Genomic DNA, 15,388 nt, shown 5'->3' with positions numbered 1-15,388 from the left:
TTCAATAACATTCTGCTTTCTTTGTTCTTTTCGCTGCTCCTGCTCTGTCACCAACACTAACAAGCGCAGCAGCTAGCTAGAATAATGCTATACATTAAGGTATTAGGTAAGTGTATGTATATAAGTATGCGTAGCCCTGTGTTGTCCTATAGCGCCCTATTTTCGTTAGTAACATACATAGCCCTAAACTGTTGTAATACATAGCAGCGTATAACCGTATATTGCACCCTATAAGCAAATACAACAAGACTATTTCCTCTACTAGCTGCCCCTTGTTACCCTAACTCGTCTATAGCCTACTGTTGCGCCATATATAGTTTCATATAGTGCCTCATATATAAGCGCATATAAGCGTATGAGCCTATTTGCAGGCGTGTATAAACATGTATAGGCATACAAAAAGAGCGCTTATATAGCGCCCTGTATTTCCTCTCGTTTTAGTCCTCGCTTTTGTATCTCTCTATATAGTATCGACTTACCTACGCCTGTACTCTCTTCTATTTTCTTAATAGTCATATCTCCCTGCTTCCATAAGGTTAGCGCATGCTCTAGCTTTCCTTTAGCTATACCTTTGCGCCCTAGTTTGACGCCTTTAGCTTTAGCGTTCTCTAGTCCTGCGGTACGCTTTTCTGCTAGTAGTTCTCTTTCGTTCTCTGCGAGCGCTGACAAAATTGTAAGAAAGAGCTTACCGTTTCTATGTGTCGCCTCTATACCTAGTTCAATAATGTAAAGCGATATGTTATGCTGCTGTAGGTCTTCGACTAACTGTAGTAGCTGCTGTGTGTTACGCCCTAGACGGTCTACTCTCGTCACGATAATAGTATCGCCTTCGTTAACGTCCTTTAGTAGCTGCTCTAGTTTTGGTCGCTTGAATGTAGCGCCAGTCATTTTCTCTTCTATAATAACGTCGCATTTCCTAGCCTGTAGCTGCTGTAGCTGCGTCTCTAAGTTTTGGTCTTTCGTTGATACTCTCGCATATCCGTAAATTGTCATTATGTATCTCCCCTCTTCGTATCTCGTTTCCCTAACTCTAGCATATCATTTAGGGAATTAAAATAGGGAATTTATAAAGCTAGTAAAATCAAGGGTTAGAACTTTATTCCCTTTTACTATACTTTTAGGGAATACGAACACTCTAGTTGCTGCTTTTGAAAGATAATATTCAATAATACCCCTTGAGTTTGCGCATTGCCTCTCGGTAGGAAAGAGCAGCGTTAGTAAAATGCTCCCCCCTACATATTGACAATGTAAACAATTGCAAACCCTAGAATACGTTAGAGCACTTCAATGCCAATAGTTTACAAATATAAGCAATAGTTTACAAAAAAAATAGACGACAAGGTAATCGTCTTACTTTAAAGTTAAGCTACAATATTTATTTAAGGCTTCCCTACTATTTATTTTTACAGGTTCATTGATAATTCTATTATTTTTATATTTCCATAGCACTCTATATTCAAGTTGATATTCATATCTCTTATCCTTAATTAAATAAGGCTTTTTTAATATAATCTCTTTATCTTTTTCAGTAAAAACTTGTTTCCTTTTTGAAATATATTCACAGGCTCCAGCATCAAACAATTCTATCCCCCTATTCTCCAATTCCATAGTTAGAGCTTTGATATAACGTGGAAAGTCATGTATTACTTGCATAGCACCACCAAATTCTCTTTTTACAGAATTATCTAAAGAGAGGCAGACACAATATACAAAATAATTATTATCTACTATTTTATTAGTAAAACTCGAGTTTGTTACATGGATAGTGCTTGTATTATCATAACTAATGAACCCTAGGTCTTGAACTATATTATCTAAAGCTATGTTTTGCTGTTGGGCATTCTCTTTCTTTCCAAATGTATAATCACCTATATTAATATGACTATTTAAATGTCCTTCTAGGTTGTCACCTATTTCTTTTCCTAACATATCTTCAGGGTAGTTATTTAAATGGTTTATATATATTTGACTTGTTAAAGATAGGCTATTAAGCCTAGATGGTGTCATAAACTTGTAAACTTTTTTAGGTAAGTCATCTATTGTTAGTAACATCACTTTCCCCCTCTATAGCACCAAAACATTATTTTATTATATAGCCTTAGTATATCAAAAAATTGGAAGTATAAATATACTAGTTTCTACTTACTTTGGTTTATAGTTTGATGGGTTGAAAGGAAGGAAAACGGCTTGGGACGAAAATCGACTACCTAGTAACGCAAGAAAAAAACAAGCGTTAGTAAGTAGCAGGCGACTTCACATATATGATGGTATATCAAGTTAAGGTTTCCGTATTGTACACGCCCTATTTATCGCAGGATTTCTCCTAACAAGCCTACTGCGCCAAGTAGCCCTAGCAGTTTCCTTTCGTACTTATGGCTTGTCCTACACGCCCGAGAGCGTCTACCCTTCCTTCGTTCAGCACTTATGGTAGCTTTCACCTAGACTATCTACTGCGCAAATAGGGAAACGCTTTTTTGTAGACACGCTTATTTTTCGCATTGGCTAAGCTCACCTGTCAAGTTTAGTTTAGTATCGTGTTACTAGGCTATTCCACGATAGGACTGTCGTATAGCTAAAAAAGACAATAGGAAACTAAGCCTTGCACTCTCTATTTTTTTTCGATAGAATGAAAGCTATAAATTGTCGGACTATACGGCTTGTCCTGTATTTAGTTCGTTTGCTGTTTTACTGGCGTACGTTGCAGCGTACGTTTTTTCTATGCCTCTAACTCCCCTGCTAACTCTAGTAGTTCCTTTCTTAACTGTATAGATTGCTCTACTATTAGCCTTACCTGTCTTTCGTTATCAATCTTTACTACAAGCACTTCCCCTTTGCTGTCTATTAGCCTAGCGAATAACGCTAGCCCTTCTGCGCTATATTTCCCTTCTACTGCATATCCTGCTAACTTTTGCAGTATAAAGCTCCTTCCCTGTACATATCCGTCTAGTATGGTCAGTGTATCAATCGTAGCCATCTAATGCGCCCCTTTCTACTAGTGCCTTCTTTTCTCTAGTACCTTTAACGGTGAAAACTTCTTGTGACTGTCTCTAACGTCTGTACCAAACAAGTTTACGTATGTTTTTACAATTTCCATGCTCGTATGTCCTAGGATAGCTTGTAGCTCGAATATGTTAGCCCCATGCTGTACGCTTAACTTAGCGAAAGTATGCCTAAACGTATGACAACTACAACGGACGCCTTTTATTCCTGCTAGTTTGCCGTACTTCGTAATACGCTGCTGTAGTCCCCTTTTTGATAAGGGCGTATTGTCAACGCTTATAAATAATGCGTCTGTCTCAGCATAGCCTCTTATCGCAATATACTTCTTTAGCTGCGTTTTCATAGTCGATTGCATAGGTACTAAACGCTCTCGATAGCTCTTTGCGTTACGAACGCATATTAAATTATCTTCCCACCGTATATCTGCTAAAGTTAGCCCTATCGCCTCATTAGCTCGTATGCCTGTCTCTAAAAAGAGCAACATAATCGTATAGTCTCTTACACCTGTAAACGTCTTTAGGTCAGGCTGTCTAAATAGCTTGTTTAGCTGCTCTTTCGTAAAGGTCGCTATAACATGCTTGCGGTCTTTCAGTAGTTTTATATGTTCGAATGGGTTTTGTGGTATATGCTTGTCCCTGTGTAGAAAATTAAAGAACCCACGTAACGCACGCAGTCTAGTATTAACTGTGACTACTCTAGCCCCTTTGTATTTGCGTAAATACAGTATTACATTTTCTTTTATATGCTCTTCTGTAACGCTGTAAGGCTTTAGTACATTTACGTCTATATCTTGTTCTTTTAAGTAGTTTAGAAAAGTGTTAATTTCGCTTTGATAAAAACGAATAGTATGAGGTCTAAGATTGCGTATCTCACAGTCTTTTAGAAAGAGGTTTATTGCGTCCTCGAACGTCTCTACGTACGACTTGGACTTTCTTTTCATAATAGCTAATTCGCCTTCGTCTAAAACATTGCTACGTCTTGCCATATCACACATACCTCCTATCGTAGTAATAAACCGTTACGCACGATTAGAAAAGTGTAGTCTGCGGTAATAAAGGCGCTATAAAACACAAAAAAGCGCCTCCTACTCGTAGTAGAAAACGCTTGATATTTCGCTATATTCTCGTATATTGTCCGTTAAGACTAACGTATGTAAATCGTAAAAAAGTACCGGTGGTCGGGGTCGAACCGACACTCCGTGAGGAACACGATTTTGAGTCGTGCGCGTCTGCCAATTCCGCCACACCGGCATGTTATTAATAAGGCAGTAATAAAACAAAAATTTGCTATTGGTTGTAGCAAAGATTCAGTAGTTTTTTCAAGTTCAACTAAATGCTCCTGCGTCTACAAGCATATGCTTCGCAGAAAGCTTCCTCGTCGCAAAACTGCGAAGAAGGTTTTTCAAGTAGTTGTTTTGGTACCGAGGGCCGGACTTGAACCGGCACGATAGTCACCTACCGCAGGATTTTAAGTCCTGTGTGTCTGCCAATTCCACCACCCCGGCATGTACAAAAGAACTTGAAAAAAATATGATATTAAATTGGAGGCGGCAACCGGATTCGAACCGGTGGATAAGGGTTTTGCAGACCCGTGCCTTACCACTTGGCTATGCCGCCTTAATATTGGAGCGGAAGACGGGATTCGAACCCGCGACCCCCACCTTGGCAAGGTGGTGTTCTACCACTGAACTACTTCCGCAAAATGGCTGGGCTAGCTGGATTCGAACCAGCGCATGACGGAGTCAAAGTCCGTTGCCTTACCGCTTGGCTATAGCCCAATAGTTTGGCAGGGGCAGTAGGAATTGAACCCACACTGACGGTTTTGGAGACCGTAGTTCTACCTTTAAACTATGCCCCTATAAAATGGTGGAGGGGGACGGATTCGAACCGCCGAACCCTAAGGAGCGGATTTACAGTCCGCCGCGTTTAGCCACTTCGCTACCCCTCCACATTAAAAATGCGAACAGTATATCTTATTATATTCATAGTTTAAATGTGCTTGTTAGTGAATAAAAACTAAAAAAACAACTCAACGAAGAGCAGTGCTCCTGCGTCTACATATTATGCTACGAAGTTAATTCCTCGTCGCAAACCTGCAGTGATGTTTAGCCAATGTAGTTGGCTTGGTGCCGGCCAGAGGACTTGAACCCCCAACCTACTGATTACAAGTCAGTTGCTCTACCAATTGAGCTAGGCCGGCAAATAAAAAATGGTGGCTCGGGACGGAATCGAACCGCCGACACATGGATTTTCAGTCCATTGCTCTACCGACTGAGCTACCGAGCCAAATATTTAAATGGCGGTCCCGACCGGGATCGAACCGGCGATCTCCTGCGTGACAGGCAGGCATGTTAACCGCTACACCACGGGACCTTATTAGTGACAAAAAAATCGTACCCTTTTATTAAATCATAAAATGCACAATTTTTAAAGTTTTTTTGGTTGCGGGGGCAGGATTTGAACCTACGACCTTCGGGTTATGAGCCCGACGAGCTACCAGACTGCTCCACCCCGCGATGTTATTAAAGATATGGTGGAGGATGACGGGATCGAACCGCCGACCCCCTGCTTGTAAGGCAGGTGCTCTCCCAGCTGAGCTAATCCTCCATATTTTTTTGTTGGTGACCCGTACGGGATTCGAACCCGTGTTACCGCCGTGAAAGGGCGGTGTCTTAACCGCTTGACCAACGGGCCATTTTCTATATGTAAATGGCGGAGAGCGAGGGATTCGAACCCTCGAGACGGTTTTACACCGCCTACACGATTTCCAATCGTGCTCCTTCGGCCAGCTCGGACAGCTCTCCTCGTCTATAGCCGTTTGTTTTTATTTAGAAATAAAAAGCCTAGCAACGTCCTACTCTCACAGGGGGAAGCCCCCAACTACCATCGGCGCTGAAGAGCTTAACTTCCGTGTTCGGCATGGGAACGGGTGTGACCTCTTCGCTATCGCCACTAGACTTATTTAGTTGAAACATCACTTACGTGATCTCTCAAAACTAGATAGTATGCATTGTAGTCAATCTTCGTCTTATTTATAGGATAAGTCCTCGACCGATTAGTATCTCTCAGCTCCACGTGTCACCACGCTTCCACCCGAGACCTATCAACCTCATCATCTCTAAGGGGTCTTACTGGATTAACTCCATGGGAAATCTCATCTTGAGGGGGGCTTCACGCTTAGATGCTTTCAGCGCTTATCCCGTCCACACGTAGCTACCCAGCTATGCTCCTGGCGGAACAACTGGTACACCAGCGGTGTGTCCCTCCCGGTCCTCTCGTACTAAGGACAGCTCCTCTCACATTTCCTGCGCCCGCGACGGATAGGGACCGAACTGTCTCACGACGTTCTGAACCCAGCTCGCGTACCGCTTTAATGGGCGAACAGCCCAACCCTTGGGACCTACTTCAGCCCCAGGATGCGATGAGCCGACATCGAGGTGCCAAACCTCCCCGTCGATGTGGACTCTTGGGGGAGATAAGCCTGTTATCCCCAGGGTAGCTTTTATCCGTTGAGCGATGGCCCTTCCATGCGGAACCCCCGGATCACTAAGCCCGACTTTCGTCCCTGCTCGACTTGTCGGTCTCGCAGTCAAGCTCCCTTATGCCTTTGCACTCTTCGAATGATTTCCAACCATTCTGAGGGAACCTTTGGGCGCCTCCGTTACTGTTTAGGAGGCGACCGCCCCAGTCAAACTGCCCACCTGACACTGTCCCTGAACCGGATCACGGCTCGAGGTTAGAATTTCAGTACAGTCAGGGTAGTATCCCACCGACGCCTCCACCGAAGCTAGCGCTCCGGCTTCCAAGGCTCCTACCTATCCTGTACAAACTGTACCAAAATCCAATATCAAGCTACCGTAAAGCTCCATGGGGTCTTTCCGTCCTGTCGCGGGTAACCTGCATCTTCACAGGTAATATAATTTCACCGGGTCTCTCGTTGAGACAGTATCCAAATCGTTACACCATTCGTGCGGGTCGGAACTTACCCGACAAGGAATTTCGCTACCTTAGGACCGTTATAGTTACGGCCGCCGTTTACTGGGGCTTCAATTCAGAGCTTCGCCTTGCGGCTAACCCCTCCTCTTAACCTTCCAGCACCGGGCAGGTGTCAGCCCCTATACTTCGCCTTACGGCTTCGCAGAGACCTGTGTTTTTGCTAAACAGTCGCTTGGATCTTTTCACTGCGGCTCTCTCGGGCTTGCACCCTATCAGAGCACCCATTCTCCCGAAGTTACGGGGTCATGTTGCCGAGTTCCTTAACGAGAGTTCTCCCGAGCGTCTTAGAATTCTCTTCTCGGCTCCCTGTGTCGGTTTACGGTACGGGCACCTCTCACCTCGCTAGAGGCTTTTCTTGGCAGTGTAGGATCAGGAACTTCGGTACTTAATTTCCCTCGCTCTCACAGCTCAGCCTTCATGGTGAACGGATTTGCCTATTCACCAGCCTAACTGCTTAGACGCACATATCCATCAGTGCGCTTACCCTCCCTTACTGCGTTCCCCCATTACTCAAACGGTGAGGAGGTGGTACAGGAATTTCAACCTGTTGTCCATCGCCTACGCCGTTCGGCCTCGGCTTAGGTCCCGACTTACCCTGAGCGGACGAGCCTTCCTCAGGAAACCCTGGGCTTTCGACGGAGGGGATTCTCACCCCTCTTTTCGCTACTCATACCGGCATTCTCACTTCTACGCGCTCCACCAGTCCTCTCGGTCTGACTTCGCTGCACGCAGAACGCTCCCCTACCACTGTCCGTTAGGACAATCCCTAGCTTCGGTGATACGTTTAGCCCCGGTACATTTTCGGCGCAGAGTCACTCGACCAGTGAGCTATTACGCCCTCTTTAAATGGTGGCTGCTTCTAAGCCAACATCCTGGTTGTCTGTGCAACTCCAGATCCTTTTCCACTTAACGTATACTTTGGGACCTTAGCTGATGGTCTGGGCTGTTTCCCTCTTGACTACGGATCTTAGCACTCGCAGTCTGACTCCCGAGGATAAGTATTTGGCATTCGGAGTTTGACTGAATTCGGTAATCCTGTGGGGACCCCTAGTCCAATCAGTGCTCTACCTCCAATACTCTTCCCTCGAGGCTAGCCCTAAAGCTATTTCGGGGAGAACCAGCTATCTCCGAGTTCGATTGGCATTTCACCCCTACCCACACCTCATCCCCGCGTTTTTCAACACGCTTGGGTTCGGGCCTCCATTCCGTGTTACCTGAACTTCACCCTGGACATGGGTAGATCACACGGTTTCGGGGCTACGACCACGTACTAACTCGCCCTATTCAGACTCGCTTTCGCTACGGCTCCGCCTTATCAGCTTAACCTTGCACGTAATCGTAACTCGCCGGTTCATTCTACAAAAGGCACGCTGTCACCCATTAACGGGCTCCAACTACTTGTAGGCACACGGTTTCAGGATCTATTTCACTCCCCTCCCGGGGTGCTTTTCACCTTTCCCTCACGGTACTGGTTCACTATCGGTCACTAGGGAGTATTTAGCCTTGGGAGATGGTCCTCCCGGATTCCGACGGGGTTTCACGTGTCCCGCCGTACTCAGGATCCACTCTGGAGAGAACGAAGTTTTGACTACAGGGCTGTTACCTTCTTTGGCCAGTCTGTCCAGACCGCTTCATCTACCCCGTTCTTTTCTGACTCCGTATAGAGCGTCCTACAACCCCAAGAAGCAAGCTTCTTGGTTTGGGCTGTTTCCGTTTCGCTCACCGCTACTCAGGAAATCGCATTTGCTTTCTCTTCCTCTGGGTACTTAGATGTTTCAGTTCCCCAGGTCTGCCTTCACATATCCTATGTATTCAGATATGGATACCATCCCATTACGGATGGTGGGCTCCCCCATTCGGAAATCCCCGGATCAAAGCTTACTTACAGCTCCCCGCGGCATATCGGTGTTCGTCCCGTCCTTCGTCGGCTCCTAGTGCCAAGGCATTCACCGTGCGCCCTTTCTAACTTAACCATTAGAAATGTTAATCAAAGATTAACGTTGTCAATCAATAGATTGACATAAGACGATTGAAGAATTCTTGACTATCTCAGTTCTCTCTTCTCAACATCAATAGATGTTGATCCAGTAAAACTTCAATTTCAATGCATTACTATCTAGTTTTCAAAGATCCCATTGAGAGATAACTCCCTCAAAACTGAACGAACAAAGCGCAAGCTATAGTTCAAACACAAGGTTTGAACTTCGACTAGAGTATTACTCCATAGAAAGGAGGTGATCCAGCCGCACCTTCCGATACGGCTACCTTGTTACGACTTCACCCCAATCATCTGTCCCACCTTAGGCGGCTGGCTCCTAAAAGGTTACCTCACCGACTTCGGGTGTTACAAACTCTCGTGGTGTGACGGGCGGTGTGTACAAGGCCCGGGAACGTATTCACCGCGGCATGCTGATCCGCGATTACTAGCAATTCCGGCTTCATGTAGGCGAGTTGCAGCCTACAATCCGAACTGAGAATGGTTTTATGGGATTCGCTCAACCTCGCGGTTTTGCAGCCCTTTGTACCATCCATTGTAGCACGTGTGTAGCCCAGGTCATAAGGGGCATGATGATTTGACGTCATCCCCACCTTCCTCCGGTTTGTCACCGGCAGTCACCTTAGAGTGCCCAACTGAATGCTGGCAACTAAGATCAAGGGTTGCGCTCGTTGCGGGACTTAACCCAACATCTCACGACACGAGCTGACGACAACCATGCACCACCTGTCACTTTGTCCCCCGAAGGGGAAAGCCCTATCTCTAGGGTGGTCAAAGGATGTCAAGACCTGGTAAGGTTCTTCGCGTTGCTTCGAATTAAACCACATGCTCCACTGCTTGTGCGGGCCCCCGTCAATTCCTTTGAGTTTCAGCCTTGCGGCCGTACTCCCCAGGCGGAGTGCTTACTGTGTTAACTTCGGCACTAAGGGCATCGAAACCCCTAACACCTAGCACTCATCGTTTACGGCGTGGACTACCAGGGTATCTAATCCTGTTTGCTCCCCACGCTTTCGCGCCTCAGCGTCAGTTACAGACCAGAGAGTCGCCTTCGCCACTGGTGTTCCTCCACATATCTACGCATTTCACCGCTACACGTGGAATTCCACTCTCCTCTTCTGCACTCAAGTCTCCCAGTTTCCAATGACCCTCCACGGTTGAGCCGTGGGCTTTCACATCAGACTTAAAAGACCGCCTGCGCGCGCTTTACGCCCAATAATTCCGGACAACGCTTGCCACCTACGTATTACCGCGGCTGCTGGCACGTAGTTAGCCGTGGCTTTCTGGTTAGGTACCGTCAAGGTGCCGACCTATTCGAACGGCACTTGTTCTTCCCTAACAACAGAACTTTACGACCCGAAGGCCTTCATCGTTCACGCGGCGTTGCTCCGTCAGACTTTCGTCCATTGCGGAAGATTCCCTACTGCTGCCTCCCGTAGGAGTCTGGGCCGTGTCTCAGTCCCAGTGTGGCCGATCACCCTCTCAGGTCGGCTACGCATCGTCGCCTTGGTAGGCCGTTACCCTACCAACTAGCTAATGCGCCGCGGGCCCATCCTGTAGTGATAGCCGGAGCCATCTTTTAATTTGAGGTCATGTGACCTCAAAGTTATCCGGTATTAGCACCGATTTCTCGGTGTTATCCCAGTCTACAGGGCAGGTTGCCCACGTGTTACTCACCCGTCCGCCGCTAACTGATTAAAAGCAAGCTTTTAATCAGTCCGCTCGACTTGCATGTATTAGGCACGCCGCCAGCGTTCGTCCTGAGCCAGGATCAAACTCTCCATAAAAGTGAGTTGATTAAGCTCATTAAAGTGTTGCTTTCGCAACTTGTTGTCATTTTACAATGACGGGTTTGCCATTTTGCAATGGCAATGAGATATCATGTATCTCTTTCGCTTGGCTTTGTTCTGTTCAGTTTTCAAAGAGCTATTTCGTCCGCGTTTCACACGTTTTGTGCTAATGGCGACTTTAATATAATATCATGCGATGCATTTTGTGTCAACAAGTTTATTCAACTCATTTTCGCTTGTATCGCGTCGCCGTTTGTAGCGACAAATAATAATATACCACGGACGAAATAGAACGTCAATACTCCTTCAAAGAAATTACACTGTTAATATTTTACACGGTAAAGATACTCAAACGTCCCTTGTGTTGCGGTCTCTCTTTTCGTTACGACAACAACCTGACGTTGCGCTAAATACTCCATCACAATTTCTAAATCAATCTCATACTCACGCAAGTCTGGATGAGTCATCAGCTGGGAGATTTCCCACGGCTCTTCTTTTTCGTCCATTACAGATAGAAGATAGGCACTCGCTTTTTTTAATTTAGAAGTAATCGCAAATTCATTAGCAATTAATAAAAGCTCTAGTCTTTTATCGATGACTTCATCGCCAACGAGCAACTCTTGGTAAAGCTTGTATGTTTCTGGCTCTATGTTTTTGACCTGATTCCATAATGTCACCTCTGGATAAAAGCCATGTTCAATCAATGCAAGTCGTGCTTGATGATGAAGAGCTTGAAGAATATGATTAAACGAATCAAAGTAATTTTCTGTATGGTAGAGCTCTTTCCCGTCTTCAAAGCGACGAATCAACTTGGATAATTCAACGACCATTTTCTTTTGGCGTTCTTCCATAGGAAACTCATGAAGTCGCTCGCGCATGTTCGTGACATACTCACTTGTTTCATATATAAGCTTCCCGCAAAATAACCATTCCACAAAACGACTCTTTGTTCCATTGCTGCTCCAGCGATTAAGAGTTTGCTCATCAACCAAGTGAACCTCCGCTTTATTTCCTAAACATTCAAAGTGTGATACATGCCAAAGCGGATAAGTTGTATTTTTTATAACAAGAAAAGAAACTTCCTTATATTCAAATATTGAATCTTGTTGGGGCTTTTTTTCTATGAATAAAATCCCTAGTGTATCTTCTTCATCTATATATCGTTCGTATGTCCCCTTAAATAACACTTCCATCAAAACGCTCTCCTTTCATCTTTACAAGAATCCAAGCGTCCTACTTACTTCGACGCCAAGCGTTTTTTCCCTTCTAAAATAAGCCTGTCACGTCTCATTCATGATTTTTCGAATAACTTTATGCTATACTTTGTCCTAGGAGGGAAAATGATGGCGATTAAATATTCGAATAAGATAAATAAAATCCGTACATTTGCGCTCTGTCTTGTTTTTGCAGGAATTATCGTGATGTACGTTGGTATTTTCTTCAGAACATCTGCTTTATTAATGAGTCTTGCGATGATACTTGGAATGTTATTAATTATCGGAAGTACGGTCGTTTATTTTTGGATCGGAATGCTTTCCACAAAAACGGTACAAGTTGTTTGCCCGAATTGCGGAAGACATACAAAAATGCTTGGTCGTGTCGATGCCTGTATGTATTGCAATGAACCATTAACACTCGACCCTTCATTAGAAGGAAAAGAGTTCGACGAAAAATATAACCACAAAAAAAGCTGAAGGTCCCGTTAAGGACATTCAGCTTTTTTAATGTTTTGTTTTACAATCCGCACACGTTCCGTATATCTCCATTCGGTGTGTCTGAATCTCAAATCCAGTTACACTCTCTGCTAGAGTTTCCACTTCATCTAAGCCTGGATAATGGAAGTCCACTATTTTTCCGCAGTTTTGACAGATTACATGGTAATGGTCAGATGTGACGCAGTCGAAACGACTTGATGAATCTCCATACGTTAATTCTTTTACAAGTCCTACTTCTTTAAACACTCGAAGATTATTATAAACCGTCGCTACGCTCATGTTTGGAAATCTTTTTTCAAGTGCTTTATAAATTTCATCTGCAGTTGGATGTGTCATTGCGTCAAACAAAAACTCTAAAATCGCATGACGTTGTGGGGTCATTCGAACTTTCGTGTTTTTCAACGACTCAATTGCTTCTTGCAAGCGATGATTTCCCATCGTCATGCACCTCACTTTCACTGATGAGTTTCAGTAGTTATTCTTACATTATAAATATTATAATTAGTATAGGATATATGACAAACGGTTGTCAATATTTCTACTATTACAATAGAAAAAATACTATATAAAATACCTATGTCGGTTACGTCAAAATATGAGCCAGCATTGGGTTTGCATCGACTAAAAAGGAAGTATATCTGTTTTCTTGGCCTTTTCTCTTTCCTCTCACTTGTTCGACTTCCAAACAAGCTTCTTGAAGAGCGACCTTCAATGTATCAATGTGTTCTTCATCAATACCGAACAAAAATGTAGTATTCCCTTTACGCATAAATCCACCAGTACTCGCTAACTCTGTCATTCGATAGCCTTTTTTTCGTAATTGTTTTTCTACATTATCAGCGTAATAATTATTCACAATGCAAACCATTAATTTCATGTTATACTCCCCTTTTCATTTCTTAATATCCACGTTTACGCCAAAAATATGAATAACGACTAGCGTTCGAGCATCATGTAAATTGACCTACGTTTGTTCCGGTACAAATGTCTCATCTTACTTCTTATTTATTTCGGCATCGTTTGGACTATTCCCTACTTTATTTATATTTCAAAAAAGCAAAATTGTCACCTATGAAAATGAGTTGGGATATGAAAAAAAGGATGACCCGTCCATCTTCATGAGTCATCCAAACCATTTTTACAGCTCTTTAATAAATTGTAATGCTTCTTCGACATGGTCTTTTACTTTGACTTTACGCCATTCTTTTACAAGCTTTCCATCTTTATCGATAATAAAAGTTGAACGTTCAATGCCCATATACTCTTTACCAAAATTCTTTTTTAATTTCCACACATCATATAGTTGTGCAGCCTTTTGTTCTTCATCTGCTAACAAAAGGAACGGCAAATCATATTTTTCAATGAATTTCTGGTGACGAGCAACAGGGTCTGGGCTAATTCCGATAATGACAGCATTTACATCTGCAAAGCTTTCATGCTTATCACGAAAATCACACGCTTGTGTTGTACAACCTGGTGTCATGTCCTTCGGATAAAAGTACAAAACGACATGCTTTCCACGAAAATCTGAAAGAGATACATCTTCTCCTGTTTGAGAAGGTAATGTGAAATCTGGGGCTTCTTGTCCGATTTCAAGGCTCATTGTTCATTCCTCCAATTACTTTTTTCTATGTATAGCGTAGCGAATTTCACTTCTTCTTACAACTATTGTGTCCTTCTATCATAAATCACAGTCGTAACAACAAATGCGGCTGGTAATACATATCCGATTAACGCTTGCATCATCGCAATCGGTCGACCAATGCCAAGCGGTGTAATGTCCCCATATCCGACAGATAATAATGTGACGGCACTAAAATAAAGAGTATCTTCTATTAAATGCAATACACTTCCTCCAACCTTACGTTTATCCTCTGTTAAGACAGACCACCCTAACATTTCTAATGCCATATATAAACAGCCAAATGCTAATATCATCGTAAGATACACTAAAATTAACACCACGAAATTACGGAGAGAGACCTTTTTCCCGCGGATTGGTTCGTTTTTTAACAGGAGCAACATGCTCATAAGTACCCCAATGATTGCCATAATGATTACAACAACGACAATGACCTGCCCCATCATATCACCTCTGTTTCATCTTATGATGGAAGTGATAAAGATAGGACAGGTCCGTAACGGGGTGTTATTTTTTTTCAAGCATTCCCGCTAAGTTAGCAATCGACAGCGTTTGGACCCATACTTTCCCCGGTCCTGTTAGCCTTGTTAAAAATAAGCCTTCTCCTGAAAGGAAAATTGTCCGTATCCCTTTGACTCGTTCAATATCCATCGACACCGTCGATTCCATTAACGCGACATGCGAGGTGTCAACTTTCAACTGTTCTCCAGGAGCTAAATCAAATTCAACGACGTCTCCGATAATATCAACAAACGCCATGCCATGACCAGATAACTTTTGCATGATGAAACCTTCTCCACCAAACAGCCCGGTCATGATTTTCTTTTGAATGTGAATGTCTAAATCGACGCTATCTTCAGCAGCCATAAACGCATCCTTTTGACATATGTATTGTTTCGAGGCAGATACCTCTAACGGCAATACTTTCCCAGGAGCAAGTGGTGCAAATCCAAGCTTTCCTCTTCGGCTTGCTTGAAATGAAGTCAGCGCTAACGACTCCCCGCTTAACACTCTGCGAATTCCTTTAGCGACTCCTCCTTTAACATTTGCGGACATCTTAATATCCTGATCCATCCACAGCATTTTCCCCGGTCCAGCATACACCGATTCATCCGCAAGTAACTCGACCGTCAACGTTTGCATTGTTTCCCCTTTGATTTCATATTGCATCGTGTTCACTCCTTTTATATCCTTTTTGATATATACGCATTTATCGCTTATTAGGTTCCTTTTCTACAATGTGACACGTCTGT

At 43.8% G+C, this 15,388-nt stretch carries 11 protein-coding genes, 14 tRNA genes and 3 rRNA genes; 1 reads left to right on the top strand and 27 read right to left on the bottom strand.

The features are described from left to right. Positions 1-408: 408 nt before the first annotated feature. The 22 genes from BK585_RS04620 to BK585_RS04515 all read right to left on the bottom strand — a co-directional run bounded on the left by BK585_RS04620 (position 409) and on the right by BK585_RS04515 (position 11,971). Positions 409-993: a recombinase family protein gene (locus BK585_RS04620; RefSeq protein ID WP_078552186.1), complete on the bottom strand. Its 585-nt coding sequence runs from the start codon at positions 991-993 to the stop codon at positions 409-411. Between the two features lie 357 nt (positions 994-1,350). Beyond that, a complete protein-coding gene (locus tag BK585_RS04615; RefSeq protein WP_078552185.1) occupies positions 1,351-2,052 on the bottom strand; it encodes a hypothetical protein in 702 nt (233 codons plus the stop codon). A 664-nt stretch (positions 2,053-2,716) separates the two neighbouring features. After that, positions 2,717-2,974 carry a hypothetical protein gene (locus tag BK585_RS04610; RefSeq protein ID WP_078552184.1) on the bottom strand — a complete coding sequence of 86 codons (258 nt, stop codon included), beginning with the start codon at positions 2,972-2,974 and terminating at the stop codon, positions 2,717-2,719. A gap of 18 nt (positions 2,975-2,992) precedes the next feature. Then, entirely contained in the window at positions 2,993-3,985 is a 993-nt protein-coding gene (locus BK585_RS04605) for a tyrosine-type recombinase/integrase (RefSeq protein WP_078552183.1), read from the bottom strand. A 183-nt stretch (positions 3,986-4,168) separates the two neighbouring features. Then, positions 4,169-4,250: transfer RNA gene (locus BK585_RS04600), tRNA-Leu, on the bottom strand. A 165-nt stretch (positions 4,251-4,415) separates the two neighbouring features. Next, positions 4,416-4,504, bottom strand: a tRNA-Leu gene (locus BK585_RS04595). Between the two features lie 37 nt (positions 4,505-4,541). Beyond that, positions 4,542-4,616, bottom strand: a tRNA-Cys gene (locus BK585_RS04590). Between the two features lie 7 nt (positions 4,617-4,623). Further along, positions 4,624-4,698: transfer RNA gene (locus tag BK585_RS04585), tRNA-Gly, on the bottom strand. Positions 4,699-4,702: 4 nt separating this feature from the next. Next, a tRNA-Gln gene (locus tag BK585_RS04580) sits at positions 4,703-4,777 on the bottom strand. A gap of 6 nt (positions 4,778-4,783) precedes the next feature. Continuing rightward, positions 4,784-4,857: transfer RNA gene (locus BK585_RS04575), tRNA-Trp, on the bottom strand. 6 nt (positions 4,858-4,863) lie between these two features. Further along, a tRNA-Tyr gene (locus BK585_RS04570) sits at positions 4,864-4,947 on the bottom strand. Positions 4,948-5,123: 176 nt separating this feature from the next. Then, positions 5,124-5,199, bottom strand: a tRNA-Thr gene (locus tag BK585_RS04565). Positions 5,200-5,209: 10 nt separating this feature from the next. Beyond that, positions 5,210-5,285 (bottom strand) — tRNA-Phe (locus BK585_RS04560). An 11-nt stretch (positions 5,286-5,296) separates the two neighbouring features. Next, positions 5,297-5,372 (bottom strand) — tRNA-Asp (locus BK585_RS04555). 66 nt (positions 5,373-5,438) lie between these two features. Next, positions 5,439-5,515 (bottom strand) — tRNA-Met (locus BK585_RS04550). A 15-nt stretch (positions 5,516-5,530) separates the two neighbouring features. Next, positions 5,531-5,606, bottom strand: a tRNA-Val gene (locus BK585_RS04545). Between the two features lie 12 nt (positions 5,607-5,618). Then, a tRNA-Glu gene (locus BK585_RS04540) sits at positions 5,619-5,693 on the bottom strand. A 16-nt stretch (positions 5,694-5,709) separates the two neighbouring features. Further along, positions 5,710-5,803 (bottom strand) — tRNA-Ser (locus BK585_RS04535). A 37-nt stretch (positions 5,804-5,840) separates the two neighbouring features. Then, a 5S ribosomal RNA gene (gene rrf / locus BK585_RS04530) occupies positions 5,841-5,956 on the bottom strand. 78 nt (positions 5,957-6,034) lie between these two features. Then, a 23S ribosomal RNA gene (locus BK585_RS04525) occupies positions 6,035-8,968 on the bottom strand. Positions 8,969-9,222: 254 nt separating this feature from the next. Beyond that, a 16S ribosomal RNA gene (locus BK585_RS04520) occupies positions 9,223-10,775 on the bottom strand. Together the 16S, 23S and 5S rRNA genes with 14 tRNA genes alongside form the textbook arrangement of a ribosomal RNA operon. A gap of 326 nt (positions 10,776-11,101) precedes the next feature. Then, positions 11,102-11,971, bottom strand: coding sequence for a nucleotidyltransferase-like protein (locus tag BK585_RS04515; RefSeq protein WP_078552182.1), 870 nt, complete (start codon positions 11,969-11,971; stop codon positions 11,102-11,104). A 150-nt stretch (positions 11,972-12,121) separates the two neighbouring features. Here BK585_RS04515 and BK585_RS04510 point away from each other — a divergent pair, with 150 nt between their 5' ends. Continuing rightward, positions 12,122-12,472: a YgzB family protein gene (locus tag BK585_RS04510; protein WP_078552181.1), complete on the top strand. Its 351-nt coding sequence runs from the start codon at positions 12,122-12,124 to the stop codon at positions 12,470-12,472. Positions 12,473-12,499: 27 nt separating this feature from the next. Here the strand turns inward: BK585_RS04510 and perR are convergent, their stop codons facing one another. The 5 genes from perR to BK585_RS04485 all read right to left on the bottom strand — a co-directional run bounded on the left by perR (position 12,500) and on the right by BK585_RS04485 (position 15,305). After that, a complete protein-coding gene (gene perR, locus BK585_RS04505) occupies positions 12,500-12,931 on the bottom strand; it encodes a peroxide-responsive transcriptional repressor PerR (protein WP_078552180.1) in 432 nt (143 codons plus the stop codon). Between the two features lie 145 nt (positions 12,932-13,076). Beyond that, a complete protein-coding gene (locus tag BK585_RS04500; protein ID WP_078552179.1) occupies positions 13,077-13,370 on the bottom strand; it encodes a cyclic-di-AMP receptor in 294 nt (97 codons plus the stop codon). A gap of 261 nt (positions 13,371-13,631) precedes the next feature. Continuing rightward, positions 13,632-14,096, bottom strand: coding sequence for a thioredoxin-dependent thiol peroxidase (bcp, locus tag BK585_RS04495; protein ID WP_078552178.1), 465 nt, complete (start codon positions 14,094-14,096; stop codon positions 13,632-13,634). 62 nt (positions 14,097-14,158) lie between these two features. After that, complete coding sequence (locus BK585_RS04490) at positions 14,159-14,578, bottom strand: potassium channel family protein (protein ID WP_078552177.1); 420 nt, start codon at positions 14,576-14,578, stop codon at positions 14,159-14,161. Between the two features lie 64 nt (positions 14,579-14,642). Continuing rightward, positions 14,643-15,305, bottom strand: a complete 663-nt coding sequence (locus tag BK585_RS04485) for a TIGR00266 family protein (protein ID WP_078552176.1) — start codon at positions 15,303-15,305, stop codon at positions 14,643-14,645. Between the last annotated feature and the right edge of the window lie 83 nt (positions 15,306-15,388).

It is taken from the genome of Bacillus alkalicellulosilyticus (assembly GCF_002019795.1).
GTDB classification, from domain to species: Bacteria; Bacillota; Bacilli; order Bacillales; family Bacillaceae_F; genus Bacillus_AO; species Bacillus_AO alkalicellulosilyticum.
Note: the sequence above shows the minus strand (reverse complement) of the source record. Positions and strands in the feature narration are given on the sequence as shown.

What these genes read in the sequence shown, in the direction of transcription:
- BK585_RS04620 (WP_078552186.1), bottom strand. Translation starts at nt 993, where the DNA reads ATGACAATTTACGGATATGCGAGAGTATCAACGAAAGACCAAAACTTA.
- BK585_RS04615 (WP_078552185.1), bottom strand. Translation starts at nt 2,052, where the DNA reads ATGTTACTAACAATAGATGACTTACCTAAAAAAGTTTACAAGTTTATG.
- BK585_RS04610 (WP_078552184.1), bottom strand. Translation starts at nt 2,974, where the DNA reads ATGGCTACGATTGATACACTGACCATACTAGACGGATATGTACAGGGA.
- BK585_RS04605 (WP_078552183.1), bottom strand. Translation starts at nt 3,985, where the DNA reads ATGGCAAGACGTAGCAATGTTTTAGACGAAGGCGAATTAGCTATTATG.
- BK585_RS04515 (WP_078552182.1), bottom strand. Translation starts at nt 11,971, where the DNA reads ATGGAAGTGTTATTTAAGGGGACATACGAACGATATATAGATGAAGAA.
- BK585_RS04510 (WP_078552181.1), top strand. Translation starts at nt 12,122, where the DNA reads ATGGCGATTAAATATTCGAATAAGATAAATAAAATCCGTACATTTGCG.
- perR (WP_078552180.1), bottom strand. Translation starts at nt 12,931, where the DNA reads ATGGGAAATCATCGCTTGCAAGAAGCAATTGAGTCGTTGAAAAACACG.
- BK585_RS04500 (WP_078552179.1), bottom strand. Translation starts at nt 13,370, where the DNA reads ATGAAATTAATGGTTTGCATTGTGAATAATTATTACGCTGATAATGTA.
- bcp (WP_078552178.1), bottom strand. Translation starts at nt 14,096, where the DNA reads ATGAGCCTTGAAATCGGACAAGAAGCCCCAGATTTCACATTACCTTCT.
- BK585_RS04490 (WP_078552177.1), bottom strand. Translation starts at nt 14,578, where the DNA reads ATGGGGCAGGTCATTGTCGTTGTTGTAATCATTATGGCAATCATTGGG.
- BK585_RS04485 (WP_078552176.1), bottom strand. Translation starts at nt 15,305, where the DNA reads ATGCAATATGAAATCAAAGGGGAAACAATGCAAACGTTGACGGTCGAG.